We start from the raw sequence: 26,422 nt of genomic DNA, 5'->3' as shown, positions 1-26,422 counted from the left end.
ACGCCCGCTGCGCGGACTACTCGATCAGCAGGGGGACGCCCTCTGCGCGGGCTACTCGATCAGCAGGAGGGAGGCCGTTGCAGCGAGATCGCCGGCGGGTCGATACTGGGGCCCTCCTCGACAGGAAGGCGCCGTCATGTCCACGAGTCTCAGCCCCTACATCGGCTTCCGCGACAACGCTCGCGAGGCGATGGAGTTCTACCACTCGGTCTTCGGCGGGGAGCTGGTGTCGAGCACCTTCGCGGACTTCCACGCGAGCGAGGATCCGGCCGAGCAGGACCTGCTCATGCACTCGCAGCTCACCACGCCGAGCGGCCTGATCCTGATGGCGTCCGACACTCCGAGCTCGATGACGTTCGAGGAAGGGGCGCGCATCACCGTGGCGCTCTTCGGCGACGACGACGCCGAGCTCAGCGGCTACTGGGACGGGCTCGCCGCCGGCGGCTCGGTCCAGGAGCCGCTGACCACGTCGCCGTGGGGCGACCGGTTCGGGATGCTGACCGACCGCTTCGGCGTGCACTGGATGGTCAACATCTCGGGCGCGTCCGCCTGAGCGTCCCGATCGCCGCCCGCGCGGGCGCAGAATGGAGGGACCGCCCGGTGTCCGGAGCGGTCCCCTCCCTCTGACGAAGGCGGCACTATGACGATCACGCTCGGGTACAAGGCATCGGCGGAGCAGTTCGGGGCGCGCGAGCTCGTGGAGCTGGCCGTCGGCGCCGAGCGGCACGGCTTCGAGAGCGCCGTGGTCTCCGACCACTTCCAGCCTTGGCGCCACACCGGCGGCCACGCGCCGTTCTCGCTCGCCTGGCTCGCCGCGGCCGGCGAGCGCACCTCGACCATCCGGCTCGGCACCTCGGTGATGACGCCGCACTACCGCTACAACCCCGCCGTCATCGCGCAGGCGTTCGGCACGCTCGGCGTGCTCTACCCCGACCGGATCATGCTCGGCGTGGGCACCGGCGAGGCGCTGAACGAGGTCGCCACCGGCTACCAGGGCGCGGGCGAGCAGAGCTGGCCCGACTTCAAGGAGCGCTTCGCCCGCCTGCGCGAGGCCGTGCGCCTCATGCGCGCCCTCTGGGCCGGCGACCGCGTCTCCTTCGACGGCGAGTACTACTCCACCCACGAGGCGTCCATCTACGACAAGCCCGAGAACGGCGTCCCCGTCTACATCGCCGCGGGCGGACCCGTCGTCGCGAAGTACGCCGGGCGCGCAGGCGACGGCTTCATCTGCACCTCCGGCAAGGGCATGGAGCTCTACACCGAGAAGCTGCTCCCCGCCGTGGAGGAGGGCATCGCGGCGGGCGGGCGCGACTCCGCCGCGCTCGACCGGATGATCGAGATCAAGCTCTCCTACGACCCCGACCCGGCGCTCGCGCTCGAGAACACGCGCTTCTGGGCGCCGCTCTCGCTCACTCCCGAGCAGAAGCACTCGCTGACCGACCCGGTCGACATGGAGCGCGCCGCCGACGAGCTGCCGATCGAGCAGGTCGCCAAGCGCTGGATCGTCGGCTCGGACCCGGACGAGACGGTCGCCCAGATCAAGCCCTACGTCGACGCCGGCTTCAACCACCTCGTGTTCCACGCGCCGGGCGACGACCAGCAGCGCTTCTTCGACGGGTTCGAGCGCGACCTCGCGCCGCGCCTGCGCGCCCTCTGATTCCGTCGCGACCGGCCGGCGCAGTGCCGTCGGCCGTCCGACCCTCCCGCGCCCCGACCCGTCGGCGCCCGCCGACCGACCCCTCCGGAAGAGCCGCCTCCGCATGACCGTGCCCACCCTCCTCGCCCGCCTCGCCGAGGGCGAGCCGATCACGCGCGCGAGCGCCGAGGTGCTCCTCGAGGCGCGCGGGGACGACCTCGACGCGGTGCTGCTGGCGGCCGGGCGGCTGCGCGACGAGGGGCTCGCCCGGCGCGGCCGGCCGGGAGTGATCACCTACTCCCGCAAGGTCTTCGTGCCGCTGACCAAGCTCTGCCGCGACCGCTGCCACTACTGCGTGTTCGTCGAGACGCCGGGCGGCCTCGCCCTCAAGCGCGAGTCGACCTTCATGGAGCCGGAGGAGATCCTCGAGGTCGCCCGCGCCGGCGCCGCGCTCGGCTGCAAGGAGGCGCTGTTCACCCTCGGCGACCGCCCGGAGGACCGCTGGCCCGTCGCCCGCGCCTGGCTCGCCGAGCACGGCTACGCGTCGACGCTGGAGTACGTGCGGGCGATGGCCGTGCTCGTGATGACCGAGACCGGCATGGTCACGCACCTCAACCCCGGTGTGATGTCCTGGGCCGAGCTGCAGCGCCTGCGCCCGGTCGCGCCCTCGATGGGGATGATGCTCGAGACGACCGCCGAACGGCTGTGGTCGGAGAAGGGCGGGGTGCACTACGGCTCGCCCGACAAGGATCCGGCGCTGCGGCTGCGGGTGCTCGACGACGCCGGGCGCAGCCGGATCCCGTTCACCACGGGCGTGCTGCTCGGCATCGGCGAGAACACGGCGGAGCGAGCCGACGCGCTGTTCGCGATCCGCGACTCGCACGCGCTCTGGGGCCATGTGCAGGAGTGCATCGTGCAGAACTTCCGCGCCAAGCCGCGGACCGCGATGCAGAACGAGGTCGACCTCGAGCTGCAGGAGTACGTCGCGAACGTCGCCGTCGCCCGCCTCGTCCTCGGCGCCGACATGACCATCCAGGTGCCGCCGAACCTCACCGACGAGCAGGAGCTCGGGCTCCTCCTCCGCGCCGGGATCGACGACTGGGGCGGGGTGAGCCCGCTGACCGCGGACCACGTGAACCCCGAGCGGCCGTGGCCGAACATCGACGACCTCGCGCGACTGACCGCCGACTCCGGCTACCGGCTGCACGAGCGCCTCACCGCCCACCCGCGGTACCTGAGCGACGCGGAGACCTGGATCGACCCGCGGGTCGCGCCGTACGTGCTCGCGCTCGCCGATCGGGAGTCGTGGCTGGCCGACGAGTCCGCGCCGATCGTGGCGCGCCCGTACCGGGAGGAGCTCGAGCCCGCCCCGCGCCCGGCGGCCCCGACCCTCGCCGCCGTCCTCGAGCGCGCCGCCGCCGAGCCGGCCGGCCTCGACGACGCCGACTACCTGGCCCTGCTCGCGGCCGACGGCGACGACCTCGACGCGCTGGCCGCCCTCGCCGACGACATCCGCCGCTCGGCCGTGGGCGACACCGTCACCGTGGTGGCGAACCGCAACATCGACACCGCGCTCTGGGGCGCCGGCGGGCTCACCGTCGAGACCCTGGAGCAGCTCGCCGACGAGGCCGTCGCGCTCGGCGCCACCGAGCTGTGCCTCCAGGGACCGCTCGCGACCCCGGGCGAGGACCATCTGCTGATCGTGCGCACCCTGCACGCGCGGCACCCCACGCTGCACCTGCATGCGTTCCGGCCGGGCGAGATCCTCGACGCGGCCGTGAGCACCGGGCGCACCCCCGCCGAGATGCTGGCCGCACTGCGCGAGGCGGGCGTCGACTCCGTTCCGGGGACCGCGGCGCGGATCCTCGACGACCGGGTGCGCGCGCTCCTCAGCGAGGGCGCGGACCCGAGCGTCGCCGAGTGGCGGGAGTCGGTGACGACCGCGCACCGCGGCGGCCTGCGCTCGACCGCGACCATGGTCTACGGGCACGTCGAGACGCCGCAGCAGCAGATCGACCACCTCCGTGCGCTGGCCGCGATCCAGGACGAGACGGGCGGTTTCACCGAGTTCATCGCGATGCCGTTCGTGCCGGCCGAGGCGCCGGCGACGGTCGTCGCGCAGACCCGCGGCGGGCCGACCCGGCGTGAGACGCGCGCGGTGCACGCCGTGGCGCGGCTGCTGCTGCACGGGCGGATCGACCACGTGCAGACGGCCTGGACGAAGCTCGGACTGCAGCTCTCGCAGGAGCTGCTGCGCGGCGGCGCGGACGACCTCGGCGGGCTGCTGCTCGACGGCGCGATGAGTCCGGAGTCGGGCGCCGAGGCGCACCGCTCGCTCGACATCGCGACCATCGCGCGCCTCACCGGCGAGATCGGCCGGCCCTGGCGCCAGCGCACCACCGACTACGGACACGTCGCCGCCGAGCGCGCGATGACGGTGCCGGCGCCCGGCAGCACCGCGACCCGCCGGCTGCGCTTCCCGGTGCGCGAGGCCGGCCGCGTCTCGTGACGCGGTCGTCGGCGTACCTCGAGCGGCAGGCCGCGCTGATCCAGGAGTCCTCGCTGACGGTGGGCGACGACACGGTCCGCCTCTACTCCGGTGGTGAGCCGGCGACGGACGTCGTCCTGCTCGCGACCGGGCCAGGGCGCGGTGCCCGGGCCGACGGGGCGCTGCTGCTGCCGATGCTCGCTCGCCGGCACCGGGTGGCGGCGGTCGAGCTCGCCGACCTGCGGGATCCGCTGCGCGACGCGCCTCGCGCCGTCTCCGCCGCGCTCGACCGGCTCGGCGCCGAGCGGGCGGTCGTCGTCGGCGTCTCCCTCGGCGCCTGGGCCGCGATCACCGCCGCCGAGGCGGATCCGCGGGTGGGCGCCCTGGTGCTGGCCGCCGGCTGGCTGCACCCCACCGAGCGCCTGGTCGCGGTCGCCCGGCTGTGGGAGTCGCTGGCCGACCTCCCCGACGCCCGCGCGGACCTGGCGCGCGTGATCGGCGTCCGCACGCTCGCCGACCTCGGACCCGGGCGCGAGACTCCCCTGGCCGCCGACGCCGCGACCGCCGCGCTCCTCACCGCGGCCGCCCGCGCCGACGCGACCGAGGCCGCGGCCCGCCTGCGCGTCCCCGCGCTGGTCGTCGGCTGCACCGCCGACGCCGTCGTCGGCGTCGAGGGGGCGGAGGCGCTGCTCGGGGCGATCGACGACGCCCGCTACGCCGTGATCGACGCGGGCCACTGCGTGCTGGCCGAGCGGTCGGCCGAGCTGCTCGCGCTCGTCGAGCGCTTCATCGCCGACCCGCACCGCGACCCGGCCGGGTCGACGCTCCCCCGGACGATCGTCTGATGGCGACCTCCGTCGACGTCGTCGTGGTCGGCGCGGGCTTCGCGGGCATCGGAGCGGCGGCGCGCCTCGCCCGCCGCGGCGGCGTCTCCTTCGCGGTGCTCGAGCGGGCCGAGCGCGTCGGCGGCACCTGGCGCGACAACCGCTATCCGAACGTCTCCTGCGACATCCCCTCGCACCTCTACTCGTACTCGTTCGCGCCCGAGCCCGACTGGTCGGCCTTCTACGCACCGGGCGCCGAGATCCAGGCCTATCTCGAGCGGGTCGTCGAGCGCGAGCGGCTCGCGCCGCAGCTGCATCTCGGCACCGACGTGCTCGAGATGACCTTCGACGAGCTCGCCGGTCGCTGGCGCGTCCGCACCTCGCGGGGGGACTTCGACGCGGCCGTCCTCGTGGTCTGCGCCGGGCGGCTGTCGGAGCCGCGACTGCCCGACGTCCCGGGGCTGGACGGCTTCGCCGGGCCTGTCTTCCACTCCGCCCGCTGGCGCGACGACGTCGACCTCGACGGAGCGCGGGTCGGCATCGTCGGCTCGGGCGCCTCCGCGGTGCAGATCCTGCCGCACCTCGCCGAGCGCGCCGCCGAGGTCGTGCTCTTCCAGCGCTCGGCGCCGTACGTCGTCCCGCGCCGGAACCGCGCCTACCCGCCTGCGGAGCGCCGGGCGCTCGCCCGCGCTCCGGGCGCCGTCGAGCGGCTGCGCTCCGAGCTGTTCTGGCGCGCGGAGCTCGGCTTCGCCGGCCGGGTCGGCGTGCCCGAGGCCATCGACCGGCTGCGGGCGGAGGCGCTCGGCCACCTCGCCGCGCAGGTCGCCGACCCGGAGCTGCGCGCCGTGCTCACGCCGGACTACGAGATCGGCTGCAAGCGGGTGCTGCTCTCGGACGACTACTACCCCGCGCTCGCGCAGCCGCACGTGCAGGTCGTGCCGGGCCCGCTGCGCCGGGTCGAGGGCTCGGCGGCGATCGGCGACGGCGGCGTCCCGCACGAGATCGACGCGCTGATCCTCGCGACCGGCTTCCTCGCGACCCGCCCGCCGTTCGCCCGCCGGATCCGAGGCCGCGGCGGCGAGCTGCTGGCCGACCGCTGGGGCGACGGGATGTCGGCCTACGACTCGACCGCCGTGCACGGCTTCCCGAACCTCTTCGTGATCAACGGGCCGAACGCGAGCCTCGGCCACAACTCCGCCGTGCACATGATCGAGTCGCAGATCGACTACGTCCTCGCCGCGCTCGAGCACCGCTCGAGCGCCGGGGTCGACGTCCTGGAGGTCACCGCCGAGGCCGAGGCCGCCTCCCTCGCCCGCCTCGACGCGCTCAGCGCCGACACCGTCTGGACGAACGGCGGCTGCGAGAGCTGGTACGTCGACGCCGCCTCCCACCGCCTCACCCTGCTCTGGCCCGACTTCGCCTTCGCCTTCCGCGAGGAGCTCGGCCGCTTCGACCCGTCGGCCTACGCGCACTGACCATGCTGATCGAGCAATCCGCGGAGCGGGCGGCCCTCTGCTGAGGACTGCGGGTCTCGATACGCCCCTCCGGGCCTACTCGACCACCATGCACGGGTGAGCCCCTGGACTCGGCCCTTCGCAGGATCGCCCGCGGGATCATGCTGATCGAGTAGCTCGCGCAGCGGGCGTATCGAGATCCACCACCGCCAGAAGAGGGATCTGCAGTCCCGCCCTGCTGAGGACGGCCGGTCTCGATGCGCCCCCGCGGGGCTCCTCGACCAGCATGCAGCGGCGGCCGACTGGACGCGCGGCGGTGCCCAGCGGAGCTCCAGGGCCCTGTCCGGGTCCACTCGCGCGCGTCCTCCCTTCCGACTGGACGCGGGCGGGGCGCTGCTCCGGGTGCGGGGCCCGTTGCGGGTCCGTTCGCGCAGTCATGCTGATCGAGTGGCCCGCGAGGCGGGCGCATCGAGATCCCCCAGCGGCAGAAGCCGAGTCTGCAGACCCACCCTGCTGAGGACGGCAGGTCTCGATACGCCCTGCGGGGCTCCTCGACCAGCACGCAGAGAGCGTCCTCCGCAGGGAGTGCATGCTGATCGAGTAGCTCGCGCAGCGGGCGTATCGAGATCCACCATCGCCGGAAGCCGGTTTGCTTGCCCGCACTGCTGAGGACGGCAGGTCTCCATACGTCCCTCCGGGGCTCCTCGACCAGCATGCAGCGGCGGCCGACGGGACACGCGGCGCCGCGACGACGCGCGATCATGGATGCACCCGATCCCCCGCTCGACAGGACCCTCGCCATGCCGTCCGACGCCGCACCGCCGCCCCCGCCCGCGCTCGACCACGAGGTCGCGGCCGCACTGCTGCGCGAGCGCTACGGGCTGCACGGCGCGCTGCGCGAGCTGGGCAGCAATCAGGACCGCAACGTCCTCGTCGACAGCGGCGACGAGCGGCTGCTGCTCAAGATCGCGAACCCCGCGACACCGATCGGGCGGATCGAGGCGCAGACGGAGGCCGTCGCCCGCCTGGCGGACCGGCTCGAGGGCGTCCGGCTCCCGCGCGTCCGGCCGGACCGCAAGGGCCGCACCCTGCACGAGTTCGACCTCGGCGGCACGACCGCCGTCGCGCGGGTCCTCGACTTCGTCCCCGGCCGGACCCTCTCCGGCTCCGGCTACCTCTCCCCCGCCGTCGTCCGGGCGATGGGCGACCTCGCCGCCCGCGTCGACGTCGCGCTCGCCGAGCAGCCGCTCGACGGCCTCGAGGACACGGACCAGTGGGACCTGCGCCGGGCGGGCAGGGTCGTCGACGCGTTGATCGGCCGGGTGCCCCGTCGCTCGGCGCGGGCGATCCGGACGGCCGTCGGTGCGGCGCTGGCGGTCGTCGATCCGCTCGCCGCCGCGCTCCCGGTGCAGCTCGTGCACGGCGACCTCACCGACGACAACGTGGTGGTGGACGCGGGTGTCCTCCCCGACGGCGTCATCGACTTCGGCGATCTCGGCGCGGGCTGGGCGGTCGGCGAGCTCGCGATCACGCTGTCCTCGCTCCTGCACCACGCGGACGCCGACGCGGCCACGGTGCTCCGCGCCGCCACCGCCTACGACGCCGTGCGCCCGCTCGCCGAGGCCGAGGTCGAGGCGCTCTGGCCGCTGGTGGTGCTCCGCGCGGCGGTGCTCGTCGTCAGCGCCCACGACGTCCTGGCCGGCGACCCGGGCAACGACTACGCCCGCGAGAACCTCGAGCACGAGCGCCTGATCCTCGACCGGGCGACCGCCGCGCCGCTGCCGGTGCTCCAGGCGCTGGTCCGGCGCGCCCTCGGCCGGCCGAGCGCACCGGCCGCCCTGCCCGCCGCGGCCCCCGTGCTCGGCGGCCTCGACGCCGTCGTCGTCGACCTCTCGCCCGAGAGCCCGGCGCTCGACGCCGGCCGCTGGCTCGACGACGACGCCGAGCCCGCCCTCGCCCGCGCGGCGCTCGCGGGCGGCGCCGGGGCGCGGTGCTGCGCTACGGCGAGCGCCGCCTGACCCGCGGCCGCCCGCACACCGCGCACGAGCCCGAGACGACCGCGCTGGTCGTGGAGGTCCACCTCGCCGCGCGGACCTCCCTGAGCGCCCCGTTCGACGCGGAGGTGGGCGGCGGCGTCCCTGGAGGAGTCACGCTGCTCGCCGACGGCGTCCGGCTGCGTCTCGACGGCGTCGACGAGCCGCCCGCGCCCGGCACCCGGGTCACCGCGGGCGACCCGCTCGGCACCGCCCGCGGACTCCTGCGCGCCCAGGCCGCGCCGCGCCTGCTCGACGCGGCCGACCTGCCGCCGTTCGCGCGCGCGCGCTGGGCCGACGCCTGGCTCGACGTCCTCCTCGACCCGACTCCGCTGCTCCTGGGGCGCGCCCTCCCCGCCCCGCGCCCGGACCCCGAGGTGCTCGAGCGGCGGCTCGCGCACCTGGCCGAGGCCCAGGAGCACTACTTCGAGGACCCGCCCACGATGCTGCGCGGCTGGCGCGAGCACCTCGTCGACGACTCCGGCCGCGTGCACCTCGATGTGCTCAACAACGTGACCTCGATCGGCCACGCGCACCCGCTGCTCGTCGAGCGCGTCGAGCGGCAGTGGCGGCTGCTCAACACCAACTCGCGCTTCTCCTACCCCGCGATCGGCGCGTTCTGCGAGCGGCTGGCGGCCCTGCTGCCGGAGGGGCTCGACACCGTGCTGCTCGTCAACAGCGGCACGGAGGCGGCCGATCTCGCGCTGCGGATCGCCCGCGCCTGGTCGGGCCGCGACGACGTGCTGGCGGTGCGCGAGGCGTATCACGGCTGGTCGGGCCTGTCGGATGCGGTCTCCACCTCCGTCGCCGACAACCCCGACGCGCTCGCGACGCGGCCCGCCTGGGTCCACACTCTGGACGCCCCCAACAGCTACCGCGGCACGCACCGCGGGGCCGAGGCGCACCGCTACGCGCCCGAGGCGGTCGCCCGGATCGAGGAGCTGGCCGCGGCCGGCACTCCCCCGGGCGGCTTCATCGCCGAGACCTTCTACGGCAACGCCGGAGGCATCCCGCTGCCCGACGGCTACCTCGCCGCCGTCTACCCGGCCGTCCGCGCCCACGGCGGCCTCTGCATCGCCGACGAGGTGCAGGTCGGCTACGGCCGGCTCGGCGAGTGGTTCTGGGGCTTCGAGCAGCAGGGCGTCGTGCCCGACGTCGTCGCCGTCGCGAAGGCGATGGGCAACGGACACCCGCTCGGCGCGGTCGTGACCACCCGGGAGATCGCCGACCGCTACCGCTCGCAGGGCTCGTTCTTCTCCTCGGCGGGCGGCAGCCCGGTCAGCTCCGTCGTGGGGACGACGGTGCTGGACGTGCTCGCCGGCGAGCGGCTGCAGGAGAACGCGCGGACCACCGGCGCGCACCTCCGCCGCCGACTCGAGGAGCTCGCCGAGCGCCACCCGCTGATCGGCGCCGTGCACGGCAGCGGGCTGTACCTCGGCCTCGAGCTGGTCCGCGACCGGGTGTCGCTCGAGCCGGCGACCGCCCAGACGCGCGCGATCTGCGAGCGGCTCCGCGAGCGCGGCGTGATCGTGCAGCCCACCTCCGATCGCCAGTGCGTGCTGAAGATCAAGCCGCCGCTCTGCTTCACCGTCGAGAGCGCCGACTTCTTCGCGGACCAGCTCGACGAGGTGCTGACGACGGGCTGGTGAGCGGGCGCCTCACGGACGCGCCGCGCTCGTCAGCGCCCGCCGCACGATCACGCGCTCGCAGAGCGTCCAGGTCGTCGTGATCGTCAGGTAGAGCGTCGCCGCGAGCGGCACGAACGCCGCGAACACCACCGTGAGGAACGGCATCCAGCTGAGCACCCCCATCAGCTGGGCGACGGCCGCGGGCGTCCCCTCCGGCACCGGGGTGAGCGCCGCCTGGCGCAGCGCGACCCGGCGCGCCAGCCACGAGACGAGCGCGATCACCCCGAGGAGCACCGCGAAGACGCCGAGCTGCGCAGGGTCGCCGCCGCCGAGCGCCGTGACGAACGACCGGCCGAGCGGCACGTCCAGCAGCCGCGCGTCGAGCAGTGCGTTGCCGTGACCGGCGATGTCCGGGTGCACGAACAGCCCGTAGAGCAGCGAGACCACGGGCGCCTGCAGCAGCACCGGGAGGCAGCCCGCGAGCGGCGAGGCCTTCTCGTCGGCGTAGAGCTTCATGGTGGCGCGCTGCAGCGCCTCCGGATTCTTCGCGTGCTTCCGCTGCAGCTCGCGCAGCAGCGGGGCGAGGCGGCGGCGGGTGATCTCGGCCCGGCCCTGCGAGATCCCGACCGGGATCAGCAGCACGCGGACGAGGAGGGTCACCAGCACGATCGCGGCGGCGGCCGAGGCGCCGCCCGCGAGGGGCTCCAGGGCCGAGGCGAGGCCGGTGACGAGGTGGGAGGCGGCGTCGAGCGCCGCCGCGATGGGCGGGAAGTCGTAGAAGTTCATGGGAGTCCTGTCGTCGGGAGGTGAGCGCGGTCGCGAACGGTCGCGCCTCCCGAGGCAGAGCTCCGGGCTACGCGACCAGTCCCGGCAGGCCCGGTGCCCGCGAGCGCACGCGCCCCCGCGTGCACGGGTGCTGCGGCGAGGGCTGCGCGGCGAGGCCGAGCCGGTGCTCCCTGGCCCGCCTCCCGATCGACAGCACGGGCCGGCGAGCGCCGACGGCCAGGTAGCGCGCCCCGAGGACCAGGGCGGCGACCGCGGTGGTGGTGACGACCAGCACGACCGCGGCGTCGGGACTCGACACGAGCGCGAGCAGCAGGAACGTCCCGCTCAGCAGAGCGAGGAGCTGCTCGAGGTGCGCGCGCACAGGAGTCCTTCCGACCCGACCAGGCTAGCGGCAGGTGCGCCGCGGCGGGCAGGGTAGGCCTCCCGCGCCGCCGCGGCCAGCCGTCGCCCGGCACCGCCGGGGCCGACGATAATCGGGGGATGCGTGAAGACGACGATGTCGATCTGGTGATCGACGCGTGGGCCGACGCCCTGCCCGATCTCGACTTCGCCCCGCTCGACGTCCTCTCCCGCCTGCGCCGGCTCAGCCCGCGGGTGCAGGAGGTGCGGCGCCTCTCCTTCGCGGCCGGCGAGCTCGCCCCGTGGGAGTTCGAGCTGCTCTCGCTGCTGCGCCAGAACCCGGCCGGCACGATGACCCCGTCCGTCCTGTCCACCCGCCTGGGCATCTCGAGCGGCAACCTCGCCAGCCGCGTCGACCGGCTCGGCGCGCGCGGCCTCGTCGTCCGCGAGCAGAACGCCGCCGACTCGCGCAGCAAGATCGTCTCGCTCACCCCGCGCGGCACGAAGCGCGTCGACGACGCCATGCGCCACCTCGTCGCGGCCGAGGGCGAGGTCCTCGCCGACCTCGACTCCCGCCAGATCGGCGTCCTGATCGAGTGCCTGCGCACCATCAGCGCGACGCTCGACCGCCTGGACTGACCGCCCGGCCTCCGTGCACGGGCCGCCCCGCACCGGCGATACTCGACGGGATGCGGATTCTGGTGGTCGACGACGAGGCGGTCTTCGCCGACGGCGTCCGCCGCGGTCTCGAGGCCGAGGGCTTCTCGGTCGACGTCGCGCACGACGGCGTGGACGGGCTGTGGCGCGCCCGCGAGACGGTCTACGACGCGATCGTCCTCGACCTGATGATGCCCGGCCTGAGCGGCTCCGCCCTCTGCCGCACCCTCCGCGACGAGGGCGACTGGACCCCGGTCCTGATGCTGACCGCGAAGGACGGCGACCACGACCAGATCGAGGGCCTCGACGCCGGCGCCGACGACTACGTCGTGAAGCCGCTGGAGTACTCCGTGCTGGTGGCGCGACTCCGGGCGCTGGTGCGGCGCGGACGCCCGGAGCGGCCGGTGGTCCACCGCCTCGGCGAGCTGCTGATCGACCCGGCGCTGCGCGAGGTCCATCGCGGCGGCGTCCCGGTCCGGCTGACCTCGCGCGAGTTCGCCGTCGTCGACTTCCTCGCCCGCCACCGCGACCGGGTCGTCTCCAAGCGCGAGATCCTCGAGGGCGTCTGGGACGACGCGTTCGACGGCGACCTCAACATCGTCGAGGTCTACGTGGCGCGGCTGCGCGCCAAGCTCGACCGCCCGTTCGGCACGGAGTCGATCACCACGCTCCGCGGCGCCGGCTACCGGCTCGTCGAAGGCTGAGGACCGATGGCTCCCCGCCCGCCCTGGAGCATCCGCGTGCGGCTGACCGCCCTGGTCTCCGCCGCGATCCTGGCCGTCCTGGTCGCCGGCTCCGTCGCCTTCACCGCCCTGCTCGAGCAGTCCCTCGTCGACGCCGAGGCGTTCACCGCGAACCAGCAGGCCCGCCAGATCGCGACCGACACCGAGAGCGCCGGGCGGCTGCCGCCGTTCAACACCGACGAGGTCGTGATCCAGCTGCAGCGGGAGGGATCGGTCGTCGCGGTCGCGGACGACGACGTCGTCTACGCCGTGCCGCTGCCGGTCTCCGACGAGCCGCAGATCACCTCGATCGACGGCGCCCGCTTCGTCGTCGGCTCCGAGAGCCTCCAGCTCGGCGGCGACCCGGGCGAGACCGTCGTCGTCGCACGGACACTCGCCGGCGCCGACGACGCCGCGGGCTCGGCCGTCCGGCTGCTCACGGTCGCCGTCCCGCTCGTCACCGCGGTCGTCGGCGCGCTGGTCTGGTTCGTCGTCGGCCGCTCGCTCCGGCCGGTCGAGCGGATCCGCGCCGACGTCGAGGCGATCGAGGCCGCCGACCTGGAGCGGCGGGTGCAGGAGCCGCCCGGCCGCGACGAGCTCGCCCGCCTGGCCCGCACGATGAACGGACTGCTCGGCCGCCTCGAGCGCTCGCAGACCGCTCAGCGCCGCTTCGTCTCCAACGCCTCGCACGAGCTGCGCTCGCCCGTCGCGGCGATCCGGCAGCACGCCCAGGTCGCGCTGCAGCATCCGGCCGCGGTGCCGCTCGCCGACCTCGCCCGCGTCGTCGAGGACGAGGGCGAGCGGATGCAGCAGCTGGTCTCGAGCCTCCTCCTGCTCGCTCGGGTCGACGAGCGCGAGGCGGTGGCGGAGCAGGACGTCGACCTCGACGACCTCGTCCTCGCCGAGGCCGCGCGGCTCCGCGCGCTGGGCGTCGACGTGCGCACCGAGGGCGTCGGACCCGCTCAAGTGCACGGGCACGAGCCGCTGCTGCACAGCGCGGTCCGCAACGCCGCCGAGAACGCCCGGCGGCACGCGACGAGTGCCGTCGCCTTCACGGTCCGGCAGGAGGAGGGCACCGCGGTCGTGCAGGTCGACGACGACGGTCCGGGTGTGCCGGCCGGGGACCGCGAGCGGGTCTTCCTCCGCTTCGAGCGCCGCGACGACGCCCGCGCCCGCGACACCGGCGGCTCAGGGCTCGGCCTCGCGATCGTCGCCGAGGCGGCGCGGGCCGGCGGCGGCAGCGCCCGCTTGCTCGACTCCCCGCTCGGCGGCGCACGGCTCGAGATCCGCCTGCCGGCTCCCGGCTGACCGCGGGACATCGAGGCTGTTCAGGCTGGCGAAAGGTCCCGACGGTCACCCTGAAGCAGTGGAAATGCCGACCTACCTCCTCGTCCTCTGGCGCTGCAAGCTCCTCGTCGTCGCGAGCGCCGCCCTCGCCGTGATCGTCGCGACCGCCGTGCACTTCACCGTCACCGACGAGGGGCTCACCCTCCGCGGCGACCGCGAGCACAGCGCCGCCGTGACCGTGCTGCTCGGTGGCGGCCCGAAGAACCCGTTCGTCGCCCAGATCCCCGGGGTCGAGCGCGTCCCCGGCGTCGAGGACGACCAGGTCAGCGACCTCAGCAGCACCGCGGTGATCTACGCCTACCTCGCCAGCGGCGAGGAGGTGCGCGCCGCCGTCGCCGAGCAGGCCGGTCCGCTCGAGGAGGGCGACGGCGTCGGCGCCGTCCGCCGCACCACCCAGCCGCGCGGCGACGAGTCGAACGGCGGCCGCTTCACCCTGCCGTTCCTCTCGGTGATCGGAACCTCGTTCGATCCCGCTCGCGCCGTCGAGCTCTCCCGCACCGCCACCACGGCCCTCCTCGACCGGATCGCGCGGGAGCAGGACGCCCAGGGCGTCCCGGAGTCGATCCGCGTCACCCTCACCGTCACCGACGAGGGCGACGCCGTCCCGGGCGCGCTCGGCACGGTCGCGATCCCGATCGCGGGAACCGGTCTGGCCGTCTTCCTGGTCGCGCTCCTGGGGATCGTGCTCGGTCACCGGTTCCGCGTGCAGCGCGGTCTCACCGCCCCGCTCCCCCGTCGCGGCGAGCCGGACGAGGACTCCTCCCTCGACGCGGAGCTCGAGTCCGCCCTCGCCGCCGAGAGGCAGGACACGGTGTCCCGTCGGTGACTACCTCCGCGCACCTGGGAGGTCAACCCCGTTCGGGAAGGGCGCCCGCGGACCTAGCGTGAGGACGCACGGTCGAGGCGGAAGCCTTCCGAGCACGATGCACGCGAAAGAGCACCAATGACCCAGATCCCCATTCTTCAGCCCGCACGATGGAGTCGCAACGGAGTCCGGATCGTCGTCGTTCCCGGGGCGGAGCTGCCCCGCTTCCGACTCGAGATCGAACCCGGACGAGCCGTCCTGACCGGGGCCTTCACCGGCCCCTTCGCCACCGTCGAGGAGGCCGAGCGCGCCGCCGAGGCGATCACCTCGGCCGCCGACCGCAAGCTGTCCGCCTGACGCCTCAGCCGGCGAGCTCGTCCAGCCCGCACGTCGGCAGCGCGATCCAGCCCTCGGCCAGCGCAGACTCCCGGAGCTCCTCCGGAACCGGCACCGTCCGCCCGAGGGCGTGCGCGCGGGCGTTCAGCGCCGCGATCACCGCGTCGAAGGCGTCGTCCGAGCGCGCCATCAGCGCCGCCGCGCCGACCGGCAGCACGAGCCACGGCGCCGCCCGGCGCAGCGCCTCGACGGCGAGCGCCACCGCCTCGGGCCGCGTCTTGTAGCCCGTGGTGTCGACTCCCCAGAGCCGGAGCGCCGCCGCCGGGTAGGCCTCGACCAGCCGGCCGCCGCCGGATCGGTCGACGTCCTCGCCCGCCGCCGCGAAGGCGTCCAGCAGCTCGGCGCAGCGCATCGCCGTCATGCCGAGCCGGTCGGTCGACACGCTCAGCGGCCAGCGCCCCGTGACCTCGCGCGCGGCGCGGTCGGTCTCCCGGTAGGCGAGCCGCCGCCGCCAGTCGCGCCCGGCGAGCGTCCGCGGCGCGATCTCCCGGCGGGTGTGCGCGGACACGAACGCCGCGAACTCCAGCGGCCAGCCGAACGCGCAGTCGATGCCGATCGTCGTCGCCTCCCGCGACGCGGCGATCACGTCCTCGTCGGTGGCGCCGAGCACCAGCGAGCGGACGACCGCCTCGCCGCCGCTCCACTCCAGCGCGGCGACCGCCGTCCGCACGGGCTCCGCGGCGAGGTCGACACCGATCGTGAGCATCAGGTCAGGCTACCCGCCGGGCGCGCCCCTCCCGCCGGCTCGCTACGCTCGTGCGATGACGCCGATCTCCCCCGCACGAGGGACCCGCGCGCTGCGGATCCTCCTCGCCGTCCTGCGCATCGCGGTCGCCCTCACGGTGCTCGCCGCGGTCACCGCCACCGCGATCGACTCCGCCTCGCGCACGCCGCTGATCCCCGTCAACTTCTTCGGCTACTTCACGATCCAGGGCAACCTGCTGATGGCCGCGGTCCTCCTGATCACCGCCGCGCTGTCCCTCGCCGGCCGGGCGCAGAGCGGGACCATGGCACTGGTCCGCGGGGCGACGACGAGCTACATCATCGTCGTCGGCCTCGTCTACAACACGCTGCTCGTCGGCCTCGCGGGCGGAGTGACGCTGCCCTGGGCCAATACCGTGATGCACCTGCTCTTCCCGGTCTACGGCCTCCTCGACTGGATCTTCTTCACCGACCGGCCGCCGCTGCCCTGGCGCCGCCTCTGGGTCGTCACGATCTACCCGATCGTCTGGCTGGTCGTGGTGCTGATCCGCGGTGCGACCGACGGCTGGGTGCCGTACCCCTTCCTGAGCCCCAGCATCGGCTACGACCGGGTCGCGGTCTACGTCCTGGTCGTCGCCGCCGTCTTCGTCCTCTCGGGCGCCGTGGTCTGGGCGCTCAGCCGCCTGCAGGCCTCCGGCGCCCGACGCGAGTGAATCGAGCCGGACGTCTCGGGCCCCGTTCTGGGGCCACGCGCGCAGGACCGCCGGAGACCCCGCAGGCCTAACGTCAGGATCGGCGGCCCCCACCGCTGTCCCCCGACCGAGAGCGGTTCCCCCTCATGCGCCTCCCCACCTCCCTCCGCCCGCGCCGTCCCGGGAGCCGCCGCGTGCGCGCGCTCGCCGTCGGCGCCGTGCTCGCCCTCGCTGCGGCGGTGGTGCCCGCGGGCGCTGCCTCCGCCGCGACCCCCACCCTGTCGATGCTCAGCCTCGGTGACTCGATCACCCAGGCCTACGGCACCTGCGGCCAGTTCGCCGACTGCCCGCGCAACAACTGGTCGACCGGCACGAACACGACCGTCAATTCCTTCGCGAGCCGCCTGCGCACCGCCAACCCCGGCACCACGGTGACCACCGCCAACTTCGCACAGACCGGCGACCTCGTCGCCGGCGTCCCCGCCCGGATCGACGCCGCCGTCGCCGCCGGTGTCCGCCCCGACGTCGTCACCCTGCTGATCGGCGGCAACGACCTCTGCTCCGCGAAGAACCCGGTCGCCGCCGACGGCTACACGATGACCACGGCCGCCGCCTTCAGCACCGGAGCGAGCGCCGCGATCACGAAGATCCGCAGCACCTGGCCCGCCGCCAAGATCGTCCTCTCCTCGATGCCGAACGTCGCCGCCGAGTGGGCGGTCGTCAAGGGCGGCTTCGGCTCGGTCGTCTGGGCCTCGGGCAACCTCTGCCGCACCACCCGCGGCGTCAGCGCGACCGGCGGCCGCCTCAGCACCACCGCCGCCTCGGCCTCGGCCACCGCCGCGAAGACCCGGACGACGCAGTACAACACCGCACTGCAGAAGGCCTGCACGGCGGCCGGAACCCTCTGCGACTACGACGGCGGCGCGCTCACCGCGACTCCCGTCACGAAGGCGCTGATCGGCACCACCGACTACTTCCACCCCAGCATCGCGGGCCAGGCGAAGATCGCCTCGGTGCAGTGGACGGCGTCGAACTTCGGAGCCGCGGGCTAGCGCCCGGAGCGGCCGCGCGACGCCTCAGGCGTCCTGCGGCCGCTCGCCCTCGCGGAGCCGGCGCTGCTCCTCGGCGAGCCGCGCGTAGTGCGCCTCCTCGCGCTCGAGGTCGGCGAGCTGCTCCTCGGTGCTCTTCGTCGGCGGCCGCACCACCATCGTCGGCGGGGGCGGCGTCTTCGAGCGGCGCGGCCGCTTCGTGCGCCCGCCCGGGACGAACGAGGCGCCCTCGCCCTTCTTCCAGTCGTGCCCGAGCAGGAACCAGATCGTCACGCCGATCAGCGGGATGAAGACGATCAGCAGGATCCAGACGATCTTGGGCAGATTGCGGACCACGTTGTCCGGCTGACGCACGACATCCACGAGCGCCAGCACCATCAGCACGACGGTCAGCAGCGAGAACAGAAACCCCATGCGTCCGAGGGTACGTCGCCGAACCCCTGAGGATCCTCGCAGTCGCCGTTCCGACGTGCCCGGCGCCGCGGCGGTGCACCTCGAGTCCCGCGGTGACCGCGTACCGCGCGCCAGCGGCCTCCGAGCAGGGCGCGGTCGCGGCTAGCGTCTCCTCCCGAGCCGAGGGTCGGCATCCGCCGACCGGAGGATCCCCGATCACGCCTGCAGACCCGATGCTGCTGCCGCGTCGAGGGGATCCGGCGCGTCCGGAGGAGTGCGAGTGACCAGCGACGACCGCACGACGACGGCCCTCGCGATCCGCCTCCCCCGGCCGGTCGCCGGCGCGCTGCTCAGCAACGCGGTGTTCGGCGGCATCACGGCCGTCGGCGTGCCCGTCGCGCTCGATGCCGCGGGACTCGCCAAGGTGCAGATCGCGGTCTTCTTCGTCGTGAACGCCGCGATCGCGATCGCGTACAACACCCTCCTCGTGCCCCGGATCCGCCGGGCCGGCTACCCGAGGGCCGCCCTGGTCGCCACCTCGCTCGCCGTCCCGGTGGGGCTGCTCCTCGTGCGCGCCAGCGGCGGCCACGTCGTCGTGCTCTACCTGGGCGGGGCGCTGATGCTGTTCGTCAGCACACTCGTCCCCCAGCTCTTCGGCCGCGTCGCCGCGCGGGGTGGCGACACTCAGGAGGCGTCGATCGCCCGGATGCGCGCGGTCCTGATCTCGGGCTACATCCTCGGGCTCGTCCTCTACGCGCTGCTCGCGCAGGCCGGGCTCGATCCGCTGCTCGCCGCCGTCGCCGCCGCCGTGGTGACCGCGGTCTGCGCGACCGGCTGCCGGTCGACCCGCCTCGCGGCGCCGGACGGGCCGCGCAGCGACGGCTCCACCCGCCCGCGCCTCGCCCTCGTCTTCCTCGCTGCGCTGGCGCTGGTCGCGCTGCTGAAGTCGGTCGACACGCTCCGGGCGATCTACCTGCCGCTCTTCGCCGTCTCCTCCGGTGTCCCCGCCGCGCTCGTCGCGCCGGTGCTCCTCGCCTCCGCGGTCCTCGAGCTCGCGGCGCTGCCCGCACTGAGCCGGCTCAGCAGCGCCCGCGGCAGCGTGCTCACGCTCGCCGTCGTCGCACTCGCCGGGGTCCTGGCGTTCTCGATCCTCTCGAGCACGCAGTCCTATCCGGCGCTGCTCGTCTCGCAGGCCCTCTACGCGGTCGCGGCCGCCGGCTACCAGAGCATCGGCCTGCTCCTGCTCGAGCGGACCAGCGGCGGCGGACCCGGCGCCGGGGCGAGCGCCTACATGGCCGTCGTGCAGATCGGCACGGTCCTCGGCGCCCTGCTCCCGCTCGCGGTCACCGGCTACGACCCGCGGATCTTCCTGCTCGCCGTCGGCCTGGCGGCGACGGCACTGCTGCTCACGGTCGCCCTGCGGCTCGCGGGCCACCGGCTCTGAGCCCCACTCGACCACCTCCGCCCGACCACCACCGGTTCGATCTGCAGGTGATCCGAGCGTTCCGGAAACCTCCACGCGGCGGAACGCGCTCTCGCCTCGTGATCGCCTGCAGAACGAACAGCCACCTGCACGACGTACCCGCCTCCCAGCCGCCGCGTGACACCATCGACGGATGAGCGCGCCGATCCCCGCCCCCGCGAGACGCCGCTTCCTCACCCCGCGCCGCGTGGCGCTGATCGCCGCGCTGACCGCACTCGTCGTCGGTCTGGCACTCCTCGGCCTGGTGGCGCTGCAGTACTCGACCCTCGCCGCGCAGGGCTTCGACGACGTCTGCCTCGCCAGCGTCGGCCGCGTGCCCGCCGAGGAGGGCTCGCTCGTCGCCGGCTCCTGGTCCTGGTGGCCGCTCGGCGGCACCTGCCGCTGGGAGCTGCTCGACGGCACCGTCGTCGACTCCGCGCCGGACTGGTCGACCACCGCCGTCGCGATCACCGGCGCCGCACTCGCGCTGCTGGGAGTGGTGGGCACGGCGCTCGCACTCCTCGTGCGGCGCCGCGCCCGCTGACTCAGCGGTCGAAGAGGTTCCCGAGTCCGCCGAGGTCGGGCATCTCGAAGTTCGAGCCGAACTCCGACACCTGCTCGCCGAGCCCCGACACGTGCTCGCCGGCACCGGAGACGAACTCGCCCACGCCGCCGGTGATGTCGCCGAACTCGCCGAGGTCGCCGAACTCGCCCAGCCCGCCGGCCAGGTTCTCGAAGTCCACGCCCATCCCGGCCGCCTGTGCGAGCAGCGGACCGGCCACTCCGCTGAGCACCGCGCCGCCCGCGACCGCCGCGAGCAGTCCGCCCGCGGCACCGAGGCCGACGCCGGCGACGGCGCCCACTCCGGCACCGGCCAGCGCACCCTTGGTCCCGGGCTTGGAGAACATCTTCTTGAGGAAGCCGGGGTTGTGCGCCTCGCCTCTGGTCGCCGCGCGGGCGAGATCGTCGGGCGCGGAGGAGCGCGGCTGCTCGTTCGCGGGCAGCTCGTCGCGCAGGCGCCCTTCGACCTGAGCGCGCTGGGCCGGGGTCAGCTTGGCGAACGCGTCGCGGTGCACCTGCTCCAGCTGCTCGGGGTCGGCGGTGCGGAGCAGATAGTCGTAGCGGGCGATCGCCGCGCGGTCCTCCGGCGCGATGGCGGCCGCCGGTCGGGCGTCCTGCGGACGGGCCGAGGGGTGCGGCGAGCCGTAGGCGGGGGCGGGGCCGGGCGTCCGCGAGGCGGGAGCGCTGGGCGCGGCCGTGCTCGAGGACGCGGATCGGGAGTCGCCCGTCACCGCGTTCGCGGCCGAGCGGACCATGTCGCGCCAGTCCGTGCCGCCACCGGTCGCGGGGCGCGAGGAGGAGCTCGACGAGCTCTTGGAGTCGAGCGCCTTCGACGCCATGCTGAGGATGCGCTTGAGAGTGCTCACAGGGGACCTTCCGTCGGGTAACAGGTTCGATAGTGGCGGGCCCTCCTGAGCGAAGCCCGGTGGAACGCCCTCCGGACGCCGAGAGCGCCCGCTCCGACCAGGGGTCGCCCCCGCGCTCCGCTGTCAGCGGACTCGGGTCCTCCGGGGAGGCGACGGCGGGCGATCGGAGGCAGACTCCTGCCATGGAACTGCTCTTCGTGCACGGCGCCCTGGTCCGCGACGGCGACTGGTGGTGGCACCGCACCGCCGAGCTGCTCCTCGAGCGCACCGGTGTCGCGAGCCGCGCCGTCGCCCTGCCCTCCTGCGGCGAGTCGGCGGCGGACCGCGCCGGCGCCGGGCTGGTCGAGGACGCCGCCGCCCTGCGCGCCGCGCTCGACGACATCGAGGACGACGAGGCGATCGTCGTCGGCCACTCCTACGGCGGCACGGTGATCGCCGAGGCCGGAGCGCACGCCGCCGTCGCCCGCCTCGTCTACATCTCCTCCTACCTCCCGGACATCGGCTCGGCCCAGGGCGGCATCATGGCCGGGGAGACGGACCCCGTCTCGATCGCGCCCGGCGACGACGGCACGCTCGGCGTCGCCGGCTACGACGCCGCCTCGTTCGGCCGCCGCTTCCTTCAGGACGCCGACGAGACGACCCAGCGGGCCGCCTGGGAGCGCGTCACGACTCAGTCGATCGCCGCCTTCACCACCCCGACCTCCGTCGCCGGCTGGCAGGGCGTCGAGTCCACGTACCTGGTCTGCACCGAGGACGGCAGCACCTCGGTCGGCCTCCAGCGCGTCCACGCCGAGCGCGCCACCCGCTCGATCGACCTGCCGACCGGCCACCACCCCTTCCTCTCCCGACCCGACCTCGTCGTCGCCGAGCTCGAGGCGATCCTGCGGTCCTAGCCGCCCGGATCCGGCCGCCCGAGACCAAGAGGACGTCGCCCACCGAGCCGCCCGACGATCAGACGGTCGTCACCCGTCCGTCACCCGGCCGCCCTCGACCCTCAGCACCTCGTCGCTGAGCATCTCGATGTCGCTGTCGCGGTGACTGGTGAACACGATGGTCGTCCCCTTCGCCTTCTCCGCGACGAGGATCTCCCGCAGGCGCTCGACCGATTCCGCGTCGAGGGCGTTGAACGGCTCGTCGAGGAGGAGGACAGCGGGGTGCTCGAGCAGCGCCTGCGCGAGCGAGAGCTTCTGCAGCATGCCCAGCGAGAAGTTCCGGGCCTTCAGCGGCGATGTCGGCGAGAGACCGACCTGCTCGAGGACCTCGTCGATGCGGTCCTCGCCCACCTGCTTCCGGATCGAGGCCAGGTCGGCGAGGTTCTGGCGAGCGCTCCTGCCGGCCAGGTAGCCCGGGCCGTTGATCGAGACGCCGAATCGATCGGGGTAGTCCCGACCCCGGGAGAGGTAGGCCGGATCGATCGTCACGGTGCCGCCCGAGGGTCGCAGCAGGCCGCACATCAGGAGCAGCAGCACCGACTTGCCGGCGCCGTTCGGCCCGACGAGGCCGTAGGTCCGCCCGTCCTCGATCCGGAGGGACACGTCCCGCAGGATCTCCTTCCGGCCGAAGCTCTTGCCGACCTCGGCGAGGGTGATCACGTCCACCAGACCACGACCTTTCTTCGTGCAGTGAGGGCCAGGAAGCCGATGCTTCCGAGCAGCGGCGGGGCGAGCAGGGACGCCAGGAGGACAACGATCCGCCGGAGGACCCGATCACCGCCGAGGCCGCCGTCGGCGAGGCTGCCGAGGAGGAAGGGGTTGTCCGGGGAGATCGAGCGGGACAGGACGACGGCGACGGCGACGAGGCAGACCGCGACGAACCTCGACGGGACGCTCGCGATCGAGCAGCGCAGGAGAACCCCGACGCTGCCGTACAGGGCCGCGCACACTCCTCCCGCGGCGACGGCACCCGCCACCGCGATCCACTCCGGCGAGGGCGGGACGACCGCGTGCGCCGCGCCGAGGACGCCGGCGAGCACGAGCAGAGCCGCGACCGTCCACGCCGCGAACGAGCCGACCGAGCCCCGGACGACCTCGCGTCGCAGCCGGGAGGCCCGACTCCCGAATCTGATGAGCTCGTGATGCTCGCGCTGAGGTGTCGGCGACCCCCGGCCGATCAGGCCGACCAGGAGGAACGGGAGGAAGACGAGCAGGTACTGCATCGACTCCGCGATCGATCCGAGCGGACTGGGCACCAGGAGACCTGCGACCTCGAGCAGGTCGCGGCCGGCGGACGCCTGCAGGAAGGAGAAGACGACGAGCAGCGTCGAGACGGCCAGGAGAGCGGAGACGGCGACCCGGTCCGCACAGCTCGAGGCTCGTGCGGCGAGCCGCACCACCAGTCCGACGCCGATGAGGACGATCAGCGGCCTCAGCGCCGTCCCGATCAGGGACGTCCTCTCCATGCCGACCGCCAGGTCGAGGAAGGCGGCGGCGCTGAGGGGCGCACTCGGCGGCACGACAGCGAGCACTGAGAGGACGACCCAGAGGAAGATGCCGCCGACCGCTGCCCAGGTGACGGCGGCCCTGCCGGAGAGCAGCCGGACGGACACCACGACAGCGGCCACCGCGCAGAGTGACGCTCCCAGCAGAGCGACCTGAGCGACCAGAGCCGCGACGGGAGCGAATCCCTGCTCTCGGAAGACGGCGGCGACGCTCTCGGGACGGGCGAACGCCGTCGGCTGCAGACCCGCGCTGCAGACGAGGCAGACGGCGAGGGCACCCGCCGCCGCCTTCGTGGAGAGCTTCGCCAGGATCACGAGGGTCCCGGCCCACGCTCGCAGGAGCGAGCCGTAGCGCAGCAGCGCTCCGGGCGAGCCGGTCCGCGTCACCTGCAGCGCCGACATCACCGACCACAGGGGCACGACGACGAGACCGAGGTAATAGGGATCGGCGGCGACGTCGAGGAGGACGTCCCAGACCCCCGGTGATCGGCCGGTCGCCGTCTCCTGGAAGAAGCGCGAGTAGAGGGCGTACGCCCCGGTGAGACCGAGGAAGACCAGCGCGGTGAGTCTCCGCCCCGTCACAGGAGGTGCCTGCTCTCGCTCGGCCGCCGCACGACGAACACCCAGAGCGCGGCCGCCAGGAGAGCGGTGAGGAGGGTCGGGGACGCCGCGATCAACCACGGGGACTGCTCAAGACCCGCGGGGAAGACGGAGAACATCGGCGTCAAGGCCGGTTCATGGAGCACGGACAGCACGACGGTCAGCCCGAGATAGAACGCGAACGGCAGAAGCAGGGCGACGGCCCTGTTCGGGACGAGGACCAGACTCGCCGACGTGAGCACCGAGTAGACCGCCGCCGCGAAAGCGAACCAGAGCGACATCAGCAGCCCGAACACGAGGACGTTCCCACCGCTGAGATCGGCGAACGTCTCCCGCTGCTGGAACGGAGTGACGTTCGAGTACACGGAGGGCTTGACCCCTGGATGTCCGAGAAGGGGCCACGCGACCGAAGCGATGAGGGTCAGCGCTAGACCGTAGAGGAAGAAGACGACCGAGGAGAGAAGCCCCGCAGCGATGAATTTGCTCGAGACGAGGGTCGAGTAGGACTGTCGCGGACGTTCGTTGACGACACCGCGATTCGCGACGTCTCTCGTGAACGGCAGCGAGCCCACCAGGGTGACGAGCAAGGGGAAGACGATCCCTATCGGCGAGCCGAGCAGTGAACTCAGAACATCACCGTCGTCGCGGAAGACCGAGCGCGCGTTCGCGGAGATCCTCTGGACGATGACCGCCGTCCCCACGCTTCCCGCGAAGCACAGTGTGAGGCGCCAACGCCGTCTGACGAGCTCTCGCTGAACCAGCCCGACCAGAACGCGAGCGGATCGCCCTCCCTGAGGAATCACTGATCGAATCCTTCCGCTCCACGTCGAACTGAACGTCGTTGAGGCGAGTCGGCAGTTCTCACGATGCCGGGCGCTAATTGCTGCGCCATGCTCCTTGAACTTGGACATGCACGACGTTGCCGCTTCCGACGCGCAGTTGCAGCCTGACTTCGGCGCCGGCTCGAAAGCTGTTGGCCAGGTCCGTGTCGTCCCGATCGCGGAGACCGTGCACCTTCTCACTGCAGACCAGAAGCAGGCTCTGACACAGTTCGACGTCGACGGAGTAGTCGTCACCGACAGTTCCGACGTTCACATGGCCGGCGAGATTCGACACCTCTTTGGTCTGGCTGTTCGTCCACCCGGCGATCTGGAAGCGGGGAAGGGTCTCGTTGAAGGCGATGTTCTTGGTTCCGGCGTACGCGGTGCCGGTCGCTCCGACTATCAGCGCGGCCACGAGACCGCCGGTCGCCAGTGCTTTCGTCGATCTCTTCATGTCGGTGACTCCATCTGTGAAGGGTCCACTTCCGTCGTGAACGCCATACGCGTATTGAAGTCGAAGACGGCTGATGCGGGCAATTGATGCCGCTGTTCTGGCGCGAGATCGTGCGCGCGACAGAGGATCACCGCACCGCACCGGTCGGAAGGCTCCTACCGAATCCTCGAAAGGCGTCGGCGCCTTCAGCACCGGGATCCACCCCGCCGAGCGAGCCGCCCGTACACTCGCGAGCATGCCTGCCGCGCTCATCGTCGAGCTCCCGAACGGAGCCGTCTGATGCCCGACATCGAGCTCGTCAGCGCCGACGGCTCCGTCCGCGCCTCGATCAACCCCGTCGCCGCGAGCATCCGGACCCTCGCGGTGCGCGGCCGCGCCCTCGTCGAGCCCTACGCGGGCGACCAGCCGCCCGGCGCCGCGGGCGCGGTGCTCGCCCCCTGGCCGAACCGGGTCCGCGACGGCCGCTGGCTCCTCGACGGCGCCGTCCAGCAGCTCGCGATCACCGACCCGGCGACGCACTCGGCCAACCACGGCCTCCTCGCCACGACCCGCTACCGCGTCGGCGAGCGCACCGCCGACAGCGTCGTCCTGCACGCCCGCCTCGCCTCCCCGCCCGGCTACCCCTTCGCGCTCGCCACCAGCGTCCGCTACCGGCTGCGCCCCGCCGGGATCGACGCCCGGCACGTCCTCGTCAACGAATCGGGCCGTAGCGCCCCGGTCGCACTCGGCGTCCACCCCTACCTCCGCGCCGGTGAGGCGCAGGAGCCGACGATCCGCTTCCCCGCCCGCGAGCGCCTCGTCCTCGACGAGCGCCACCTCCCCACCGGTGAGCGCCGCCCCGTCTCGGGCACGCCCTTCGATCTCCGCGCCGGCGTCCTCGAGCGGGACGCGCCCTGGCACGCGAGCTTCACCGCCCTCGACCGCGACCCCGACGGCACGGTCCGCGCCGACCTCAGCGCTCCGGGCCACGGCCGCACCACGCTCTGGGCCGACGCGTCCTTCACCGCCCTGCAGCTCTACATCGACCGCGACCGGCGCCCGCCCGCGATCGCGATCGAGCCGATGACCGCCCCGCCCGACGCCCTGAACTCGGGCGAGGGGCTCCGCTGGCTGGAGCCGGGCGAGCGCGCCGAGTTCCGCTGGGGCATCCACTCCGACTGAGCAGGTTCGTTCAGGCCGCCGCACGGAACACCCGGTGGAGCAGTCGGCGGAGGGAGAGGCCGCCCGCGAATCGTCCAGGTGACGCGGCAGATCGCCCATTCCTTCACGC

At 73.7% G+C, this 26,422-nt stretch carries 27 protein-coding genes; 18 read left to right on the top strand and 9 right to left on the bottom strand.

What is annotated here, in order from left to right; all coding sequences use genetic code 11:
• Positions 1-136 precede the first annotated feature (136 nt).
• The 7 genes from GTU73_RS06365 (at position 137) to GTU73_RS19040 (ending at position 10,084) form a co-directional block, all read left to right on the top strand.
• Positions 137-553 (top strand): VOC family protein, encoded by a 417-nt coding sequence (locus GTU73_RS06365; RefSeq protein WP_160087917.1) that lies wholly within the window; start codon positions 137-139, stop codon positions 551-553.
• Positions 554-640: 87 nt separating this feature from the next.
• On the top strand, positions 641-1,657 hold the full coding sequence (gene fgd, locus GTU73_RS06360; RefSeq protein ID WP_160087915.1) for a glucose-6-phosphate dehydrogenase (coenzyme-F420): 1,017 nt from the start codon (positions 641-643) through the stop codon (positions 1,655-1,657).
• 103 nt (positions 1,658-1,760) lie between these two features.
• A complete protein-coding gene (gene cofG, locus GTU73_RS06355; protein WP_160087913.1) occupies positions 1,761-4,145 on the top strand; it encodes a 7,8-didemethyl-8-hydroxy-5-deazariboflavin synthase CofG in 2,385 nt (794 codons plus the stop codon).
• Positions 4,142-4,969: an alpha/beta hydrolase gene (locus GTU73_RS06350; RefSeq protein WP_160087911.1), complete on the top strand. Its 828-nt coding sequence runs from the start codon at positions 4,142-4,144 to the stop codon at positions 4,967-4,969. Before cofG ends, GTU73_RS06350 begins: the two co-directional genes overlap by 4 nt.
• Positions 4,969-6,423, top strand: a complete 1,455-nt coding sequence (locus GTU73_RS06345; RefSeq protein ID WP_160087909.1) for an NAD(P)/FAD-dependent oxidoreductase — start codon at positions 4,969-4,971, stop codon at positions 6,421-6,423. Before GTU73_RS06350 ends, GTU73_RS06345 begins: the two co-directional genes overlap by 1 nt.
• A gap of 779 nt (positions 6,424-7,202) precedes the next feature.
• Positions 7,203-8,420: a phosphotransferase gene (locus GTU73_RS19045; RefSeq protein ID WP_208543741.1), complete on the top strand. Its 1,218-nt coding sequence runs from the start codon at positions 7,203-7,205 to the stop codon at positions 8,418-8,420.
• Entirely contained in the window at positions 8,393-10,084 is a 1,692-nt protein-coding gene (locus tag GTU73_RS19040; protein ID WP_244231792.1) for an aminotransferase class III-fold pyridoxal phosphate-dependent enzyme, read from the top strand. Before GTU73_RS19045 ends, GTU73_RS19040 begins: the two co-directional genes overlap by 28 nt.
• Before the next feature lie 9 nt (positions 10,085-10,093).
• On the opposite strand, the gene yidC is transcribed toward GTU73_RS19040, so the two are convergent.
• Together yidC and GTU73_RS06330 are read right to left on the bottom strand one after the other, a co-directional pair.
• On the bottom strand, positions 10,094-10,849 hold the full coding sequence (gene yidC / locus GTU73_RS06335) for a membrane protein insertase YidC (protein ID WP_160087907.1): 756 nt from the start codon (positions 10,847-10,849) through the stop codon (positions 10,094-10,096).
• Between the two features lie 67 nt (positions 10,850-10,916).
• Complete coding sequence (locus GTU73_RS06330) at positions 10,917-11,210, bottom strand: hypothetical protein (protein ID WP_160087905.1); 294 nt, start codon at positions 11,208-11,210, stop codon at positions 10,917-10,919.
• A 119-nt stretch (positions 11,211-11,329) separates the two neighbouring features.
• Here GTU73_RS06330 and GTU73_RS06325 point away from each other — a divergent pair, with 119 nt between their 5' ends.
• The 5 genes from GTU73_RS06325 (at position 11,330) to GTU73_RS06305 (ending at position 15,076) form a co-directional block, all read left to right on the top strand.
• A complete protein-coding gene (locus tag GTU73_RS06325; RefSeq protein ID WP_123445211.1) occupies positions 11,330-11,827 on the top strand; it encodes a MarR family transcriptional regulator in 498 nt (165 codons plus the stop codon).
• Between the two features lie 50 nt (positions 11,828-11,877).
• Complete coding sequence (locus GTU73_RS06320) at positions 11,878-12,549, top strand: response regulator transcription factor (RefSeq protein WP_160087903.1); 672 nt, start codon at positions 11,878-11,880, stop codon at positions 12,547-12,549.
• Positions 12,550-12,555: 6 nt separating this feature from the next.
• Entirely contained in the window at positions 12,556-13,875 is a 1,320-nt protein-coding gene (locus tag GTU73_RS06315) for a HAMP domain-containing sensor histidine kinase (protein WP_160087901.1), read from the top strand.
• A 64-nt stretch (positions 13,876-13,939) separates the two neighbouring features.
• Positions 13,940-14,740 carry a hypothetical protein gene (locus GTU73_RS06310; RefSeq protein WP_160087899.1) on the top strand — a complete coding sequence of 267 codons (801 nt, stop codon included), beginning with the start codon at positions 13,940-13,942 and terminating at the stop codon, positions 14,738-14,740.
• A 117-nt stretch (positions 14,741-14,857) separates the two neighbouring features.
• Positions 14,858-15,076 (top strand): hypothetical protein, encoded by a 219-nt coding sequence (locus tag GTU73_RS06305; RefSeq protein WP_123445207.1) that lies wholly within the window; start codon positions 14,858-14,860, stop codon positions 15,074-15,076.
• 4 nt (positions 15,077-15,080) lie between these two features.
• On the opposite strand, the gene GTU73_RS06300 is transcribed toward GTU73_RS06305, so the two are convergent.
• Complete coding sequence (locus tag GTU73_RS06300; RefSeq protein ID WP_160087897.1) at positions 15,081-15,821, bottom strand: DUF429 domain-containing protein; 741 nt, start codon at positions 15,819-15,821, stop codon at positions 15,081-15,083.
• Positions 15,822-15,876: 55 nt separating this feature from the next.
• On the opposite strand from GTU73_RS06300, the gene GTU73_RS06295 reads away from it, so the two are divergent.
• Positions 15,877-16,530 carry a Pr6Pr family membrane protein gene (locus tag GTU73_RS06295; RefSeq protein WP_160087895.1) on the top strand — a complete coding sequence of 218 codons (654 nt, stop codon included), beginning with the start codon at positions 15,877-15,879 and terminating at the stop codon, positions 16,528-16,530.
• 125 nt (positions 16,531-16,655) lie between these two features.
• Positions 16,656-17,561 (top strand): GDSL-type esterase/lipase family protein, encoded by a 906-nt coding sequence (locus GTU73_RS06290; protein WP_160087893.1) that lies wholly within the window; start codon positions 16,656-16,658, stop codon positions 17,559-17,561.
• A gap of 24 nt (positions 17,562-17,585) precedes the next feature.
• Here GTU73_RS06290 and GTU73_RS06285 read toward each other — a convergent pair whose 3' ends face one another.
• Complete coding sequence (locus GTU73_RS06285; protein WP_160087891.1) at positions 17,586-17,972, bottom strand: PLD nuclease N-terminal domain-containing protein; 387 nt, start codon at positions 17,970-17,972, stop codon at positions 17,586-17,588.
• Between the two features lie 259 nt (positions 17,973-18,231).
• Between GTU73_RS06285 and GTU73_RS06280 the strand changes: the two genes are divergently transcribed.
• Positions 18,232-19,395, top strand: a complete 1,164-nt coding sequence (locus tag GTU73_RS06280) for a hypothetical protein (protein WP_160087889.1) — start codon at positions 18,232-18,234, stop codon at positions 19,393-19,395.
• Positions 19,396-19,567: 172 nt separating this feature from the next.
• Positions 19,568-19,957: a hypothetical protein gene (locus tag GTU73_RS06275; protein ID WP_160087887.1), complete on the top strand. Its 390-nt coding sequence runs from the start codon at positions 19,568-19,570 to the stop codon at positions 19,955-19,957.
• Position 19,958: 1 nt separating this feature from the next.
• On the opposite strand, the gene GTU73_RS06270 is transcribed toward GTU73_RS06275, so the two are convergent.
• Entirely contained in the window at positions 19,959-20,840 is an 882-nt protein-coding gene (locus GTU73_RS06270; RefSeq protein WP_160087885.1) for a cation-transporting ATPase, read from the bottom strand.
• Between the two features lie 182 nt (positions 20,841-21,022).
• Here GTU73_RS06270 and GTU73_RS06265 point away from each other — a divergent pair, with 182 nt between their 5' ends.
• Positions 21,023-21,733: an alpha/beta hydrolase gene (locus GTU73_RS06265; protein ID WP_160087883.1), complete on the top strand. Its 711-nt coding sequence runs from the start codon at positions 21,023-21,025 to the stop codon at positions 21,731-21,733.
• Between the two features lie 69 nt (positions 21,734-21,802).
• On the opposite strand, the gene GTU73_RS06260 is transcribed toward GTU73_RS06265, so the two are convergent.
• The 4 genes from GTU73_RS06260 to GTU73_RS06245 are packed head-to-tail and all read right to left on the bottom strand — an operon-like array spanning position 21,803 to position 25,152.
• A complete protein-coding gene (locus tag GTU73_RS06260) occupies positions 21,803-22,438 on the bottom strand; it encodes an ATP-binding cassette domain-containing protein (RefSeq protein ID WP_160087865.1) in 636 nt (211 codons plus the stop codon).
• Positions 22,429-23,859 carry a hypothetical protein gene (locus GTU73_RS06255; protein WP_160087863.1) on the bottom strand — a complete coding sequence of 477 codons (1,431 nt, stop codon included), beginning with the start codon at positions 23,857-23,859 and terminating at the stop codon, positions 22,429-22,431. The genes GTU73_RS06260 and GTU73_RS06255 overlap by 10 nt, the downstream gene beginning before the upstream one ends.
• Positions 23,856-24,788 carry a hypothetical protein gene (locus GTU73_RS06250; protein WP_160087862.1) on the bottom strand — a complete coding sequence of 311 codons (933 nt, stop codon included), beginning with the start codon at positions 24,786-24,788 and terminating at the stop codon, positions 23,856-23,858. Before GTU73_RS06250 ends, GTU73_RS06255 begins: the two co-directional genes overlap by 4 nt.
• A complete protein-coding gene (locus GTU73_RS06245) occupies positions 24,754-25,152 on the bottom strand; it encodes a hypothetical protein (RefSeq protein WP_160087860.1) in 399 nt (132 codons plus the stop codon). Before GTU73_RS06245 ends, GTU73_RS06250 begins: the two co-directional genes overlap by 35 nt.
• Positions 25,153-25,431: 279 nt before the next feature.
• On the opposite strand from GTU73_RS06245, the gene GTU73_RS06240 reads away from it, so the two are divergent.
• Complete coding sequence (locus tag GTU73_RS06240) at positions 25,432-26,313, top strand: galactose mutarotase (protein WP_160087858.1); 882 nt, start codon at positions 25,432-25,434, stop codon at positions 26,311-26,313.
• Positions 26,314-26,422: the final 109 nt, after the last annotated feature.

Origin of the sequence: Rathayibacter sp. VKM Ac-2804 (genome assembly GCF_009866655.1) — a bacterium.
GTDB lineage: Bacteria > Actinomycetota > Actinomycetes > Actinomycetales > Microbacteriaceae > Rathayibacter.
Note: the sequence above shows the minus strand (reverse complement) of the source record. Positions and strands in the feature narration are given on the sequence as shown.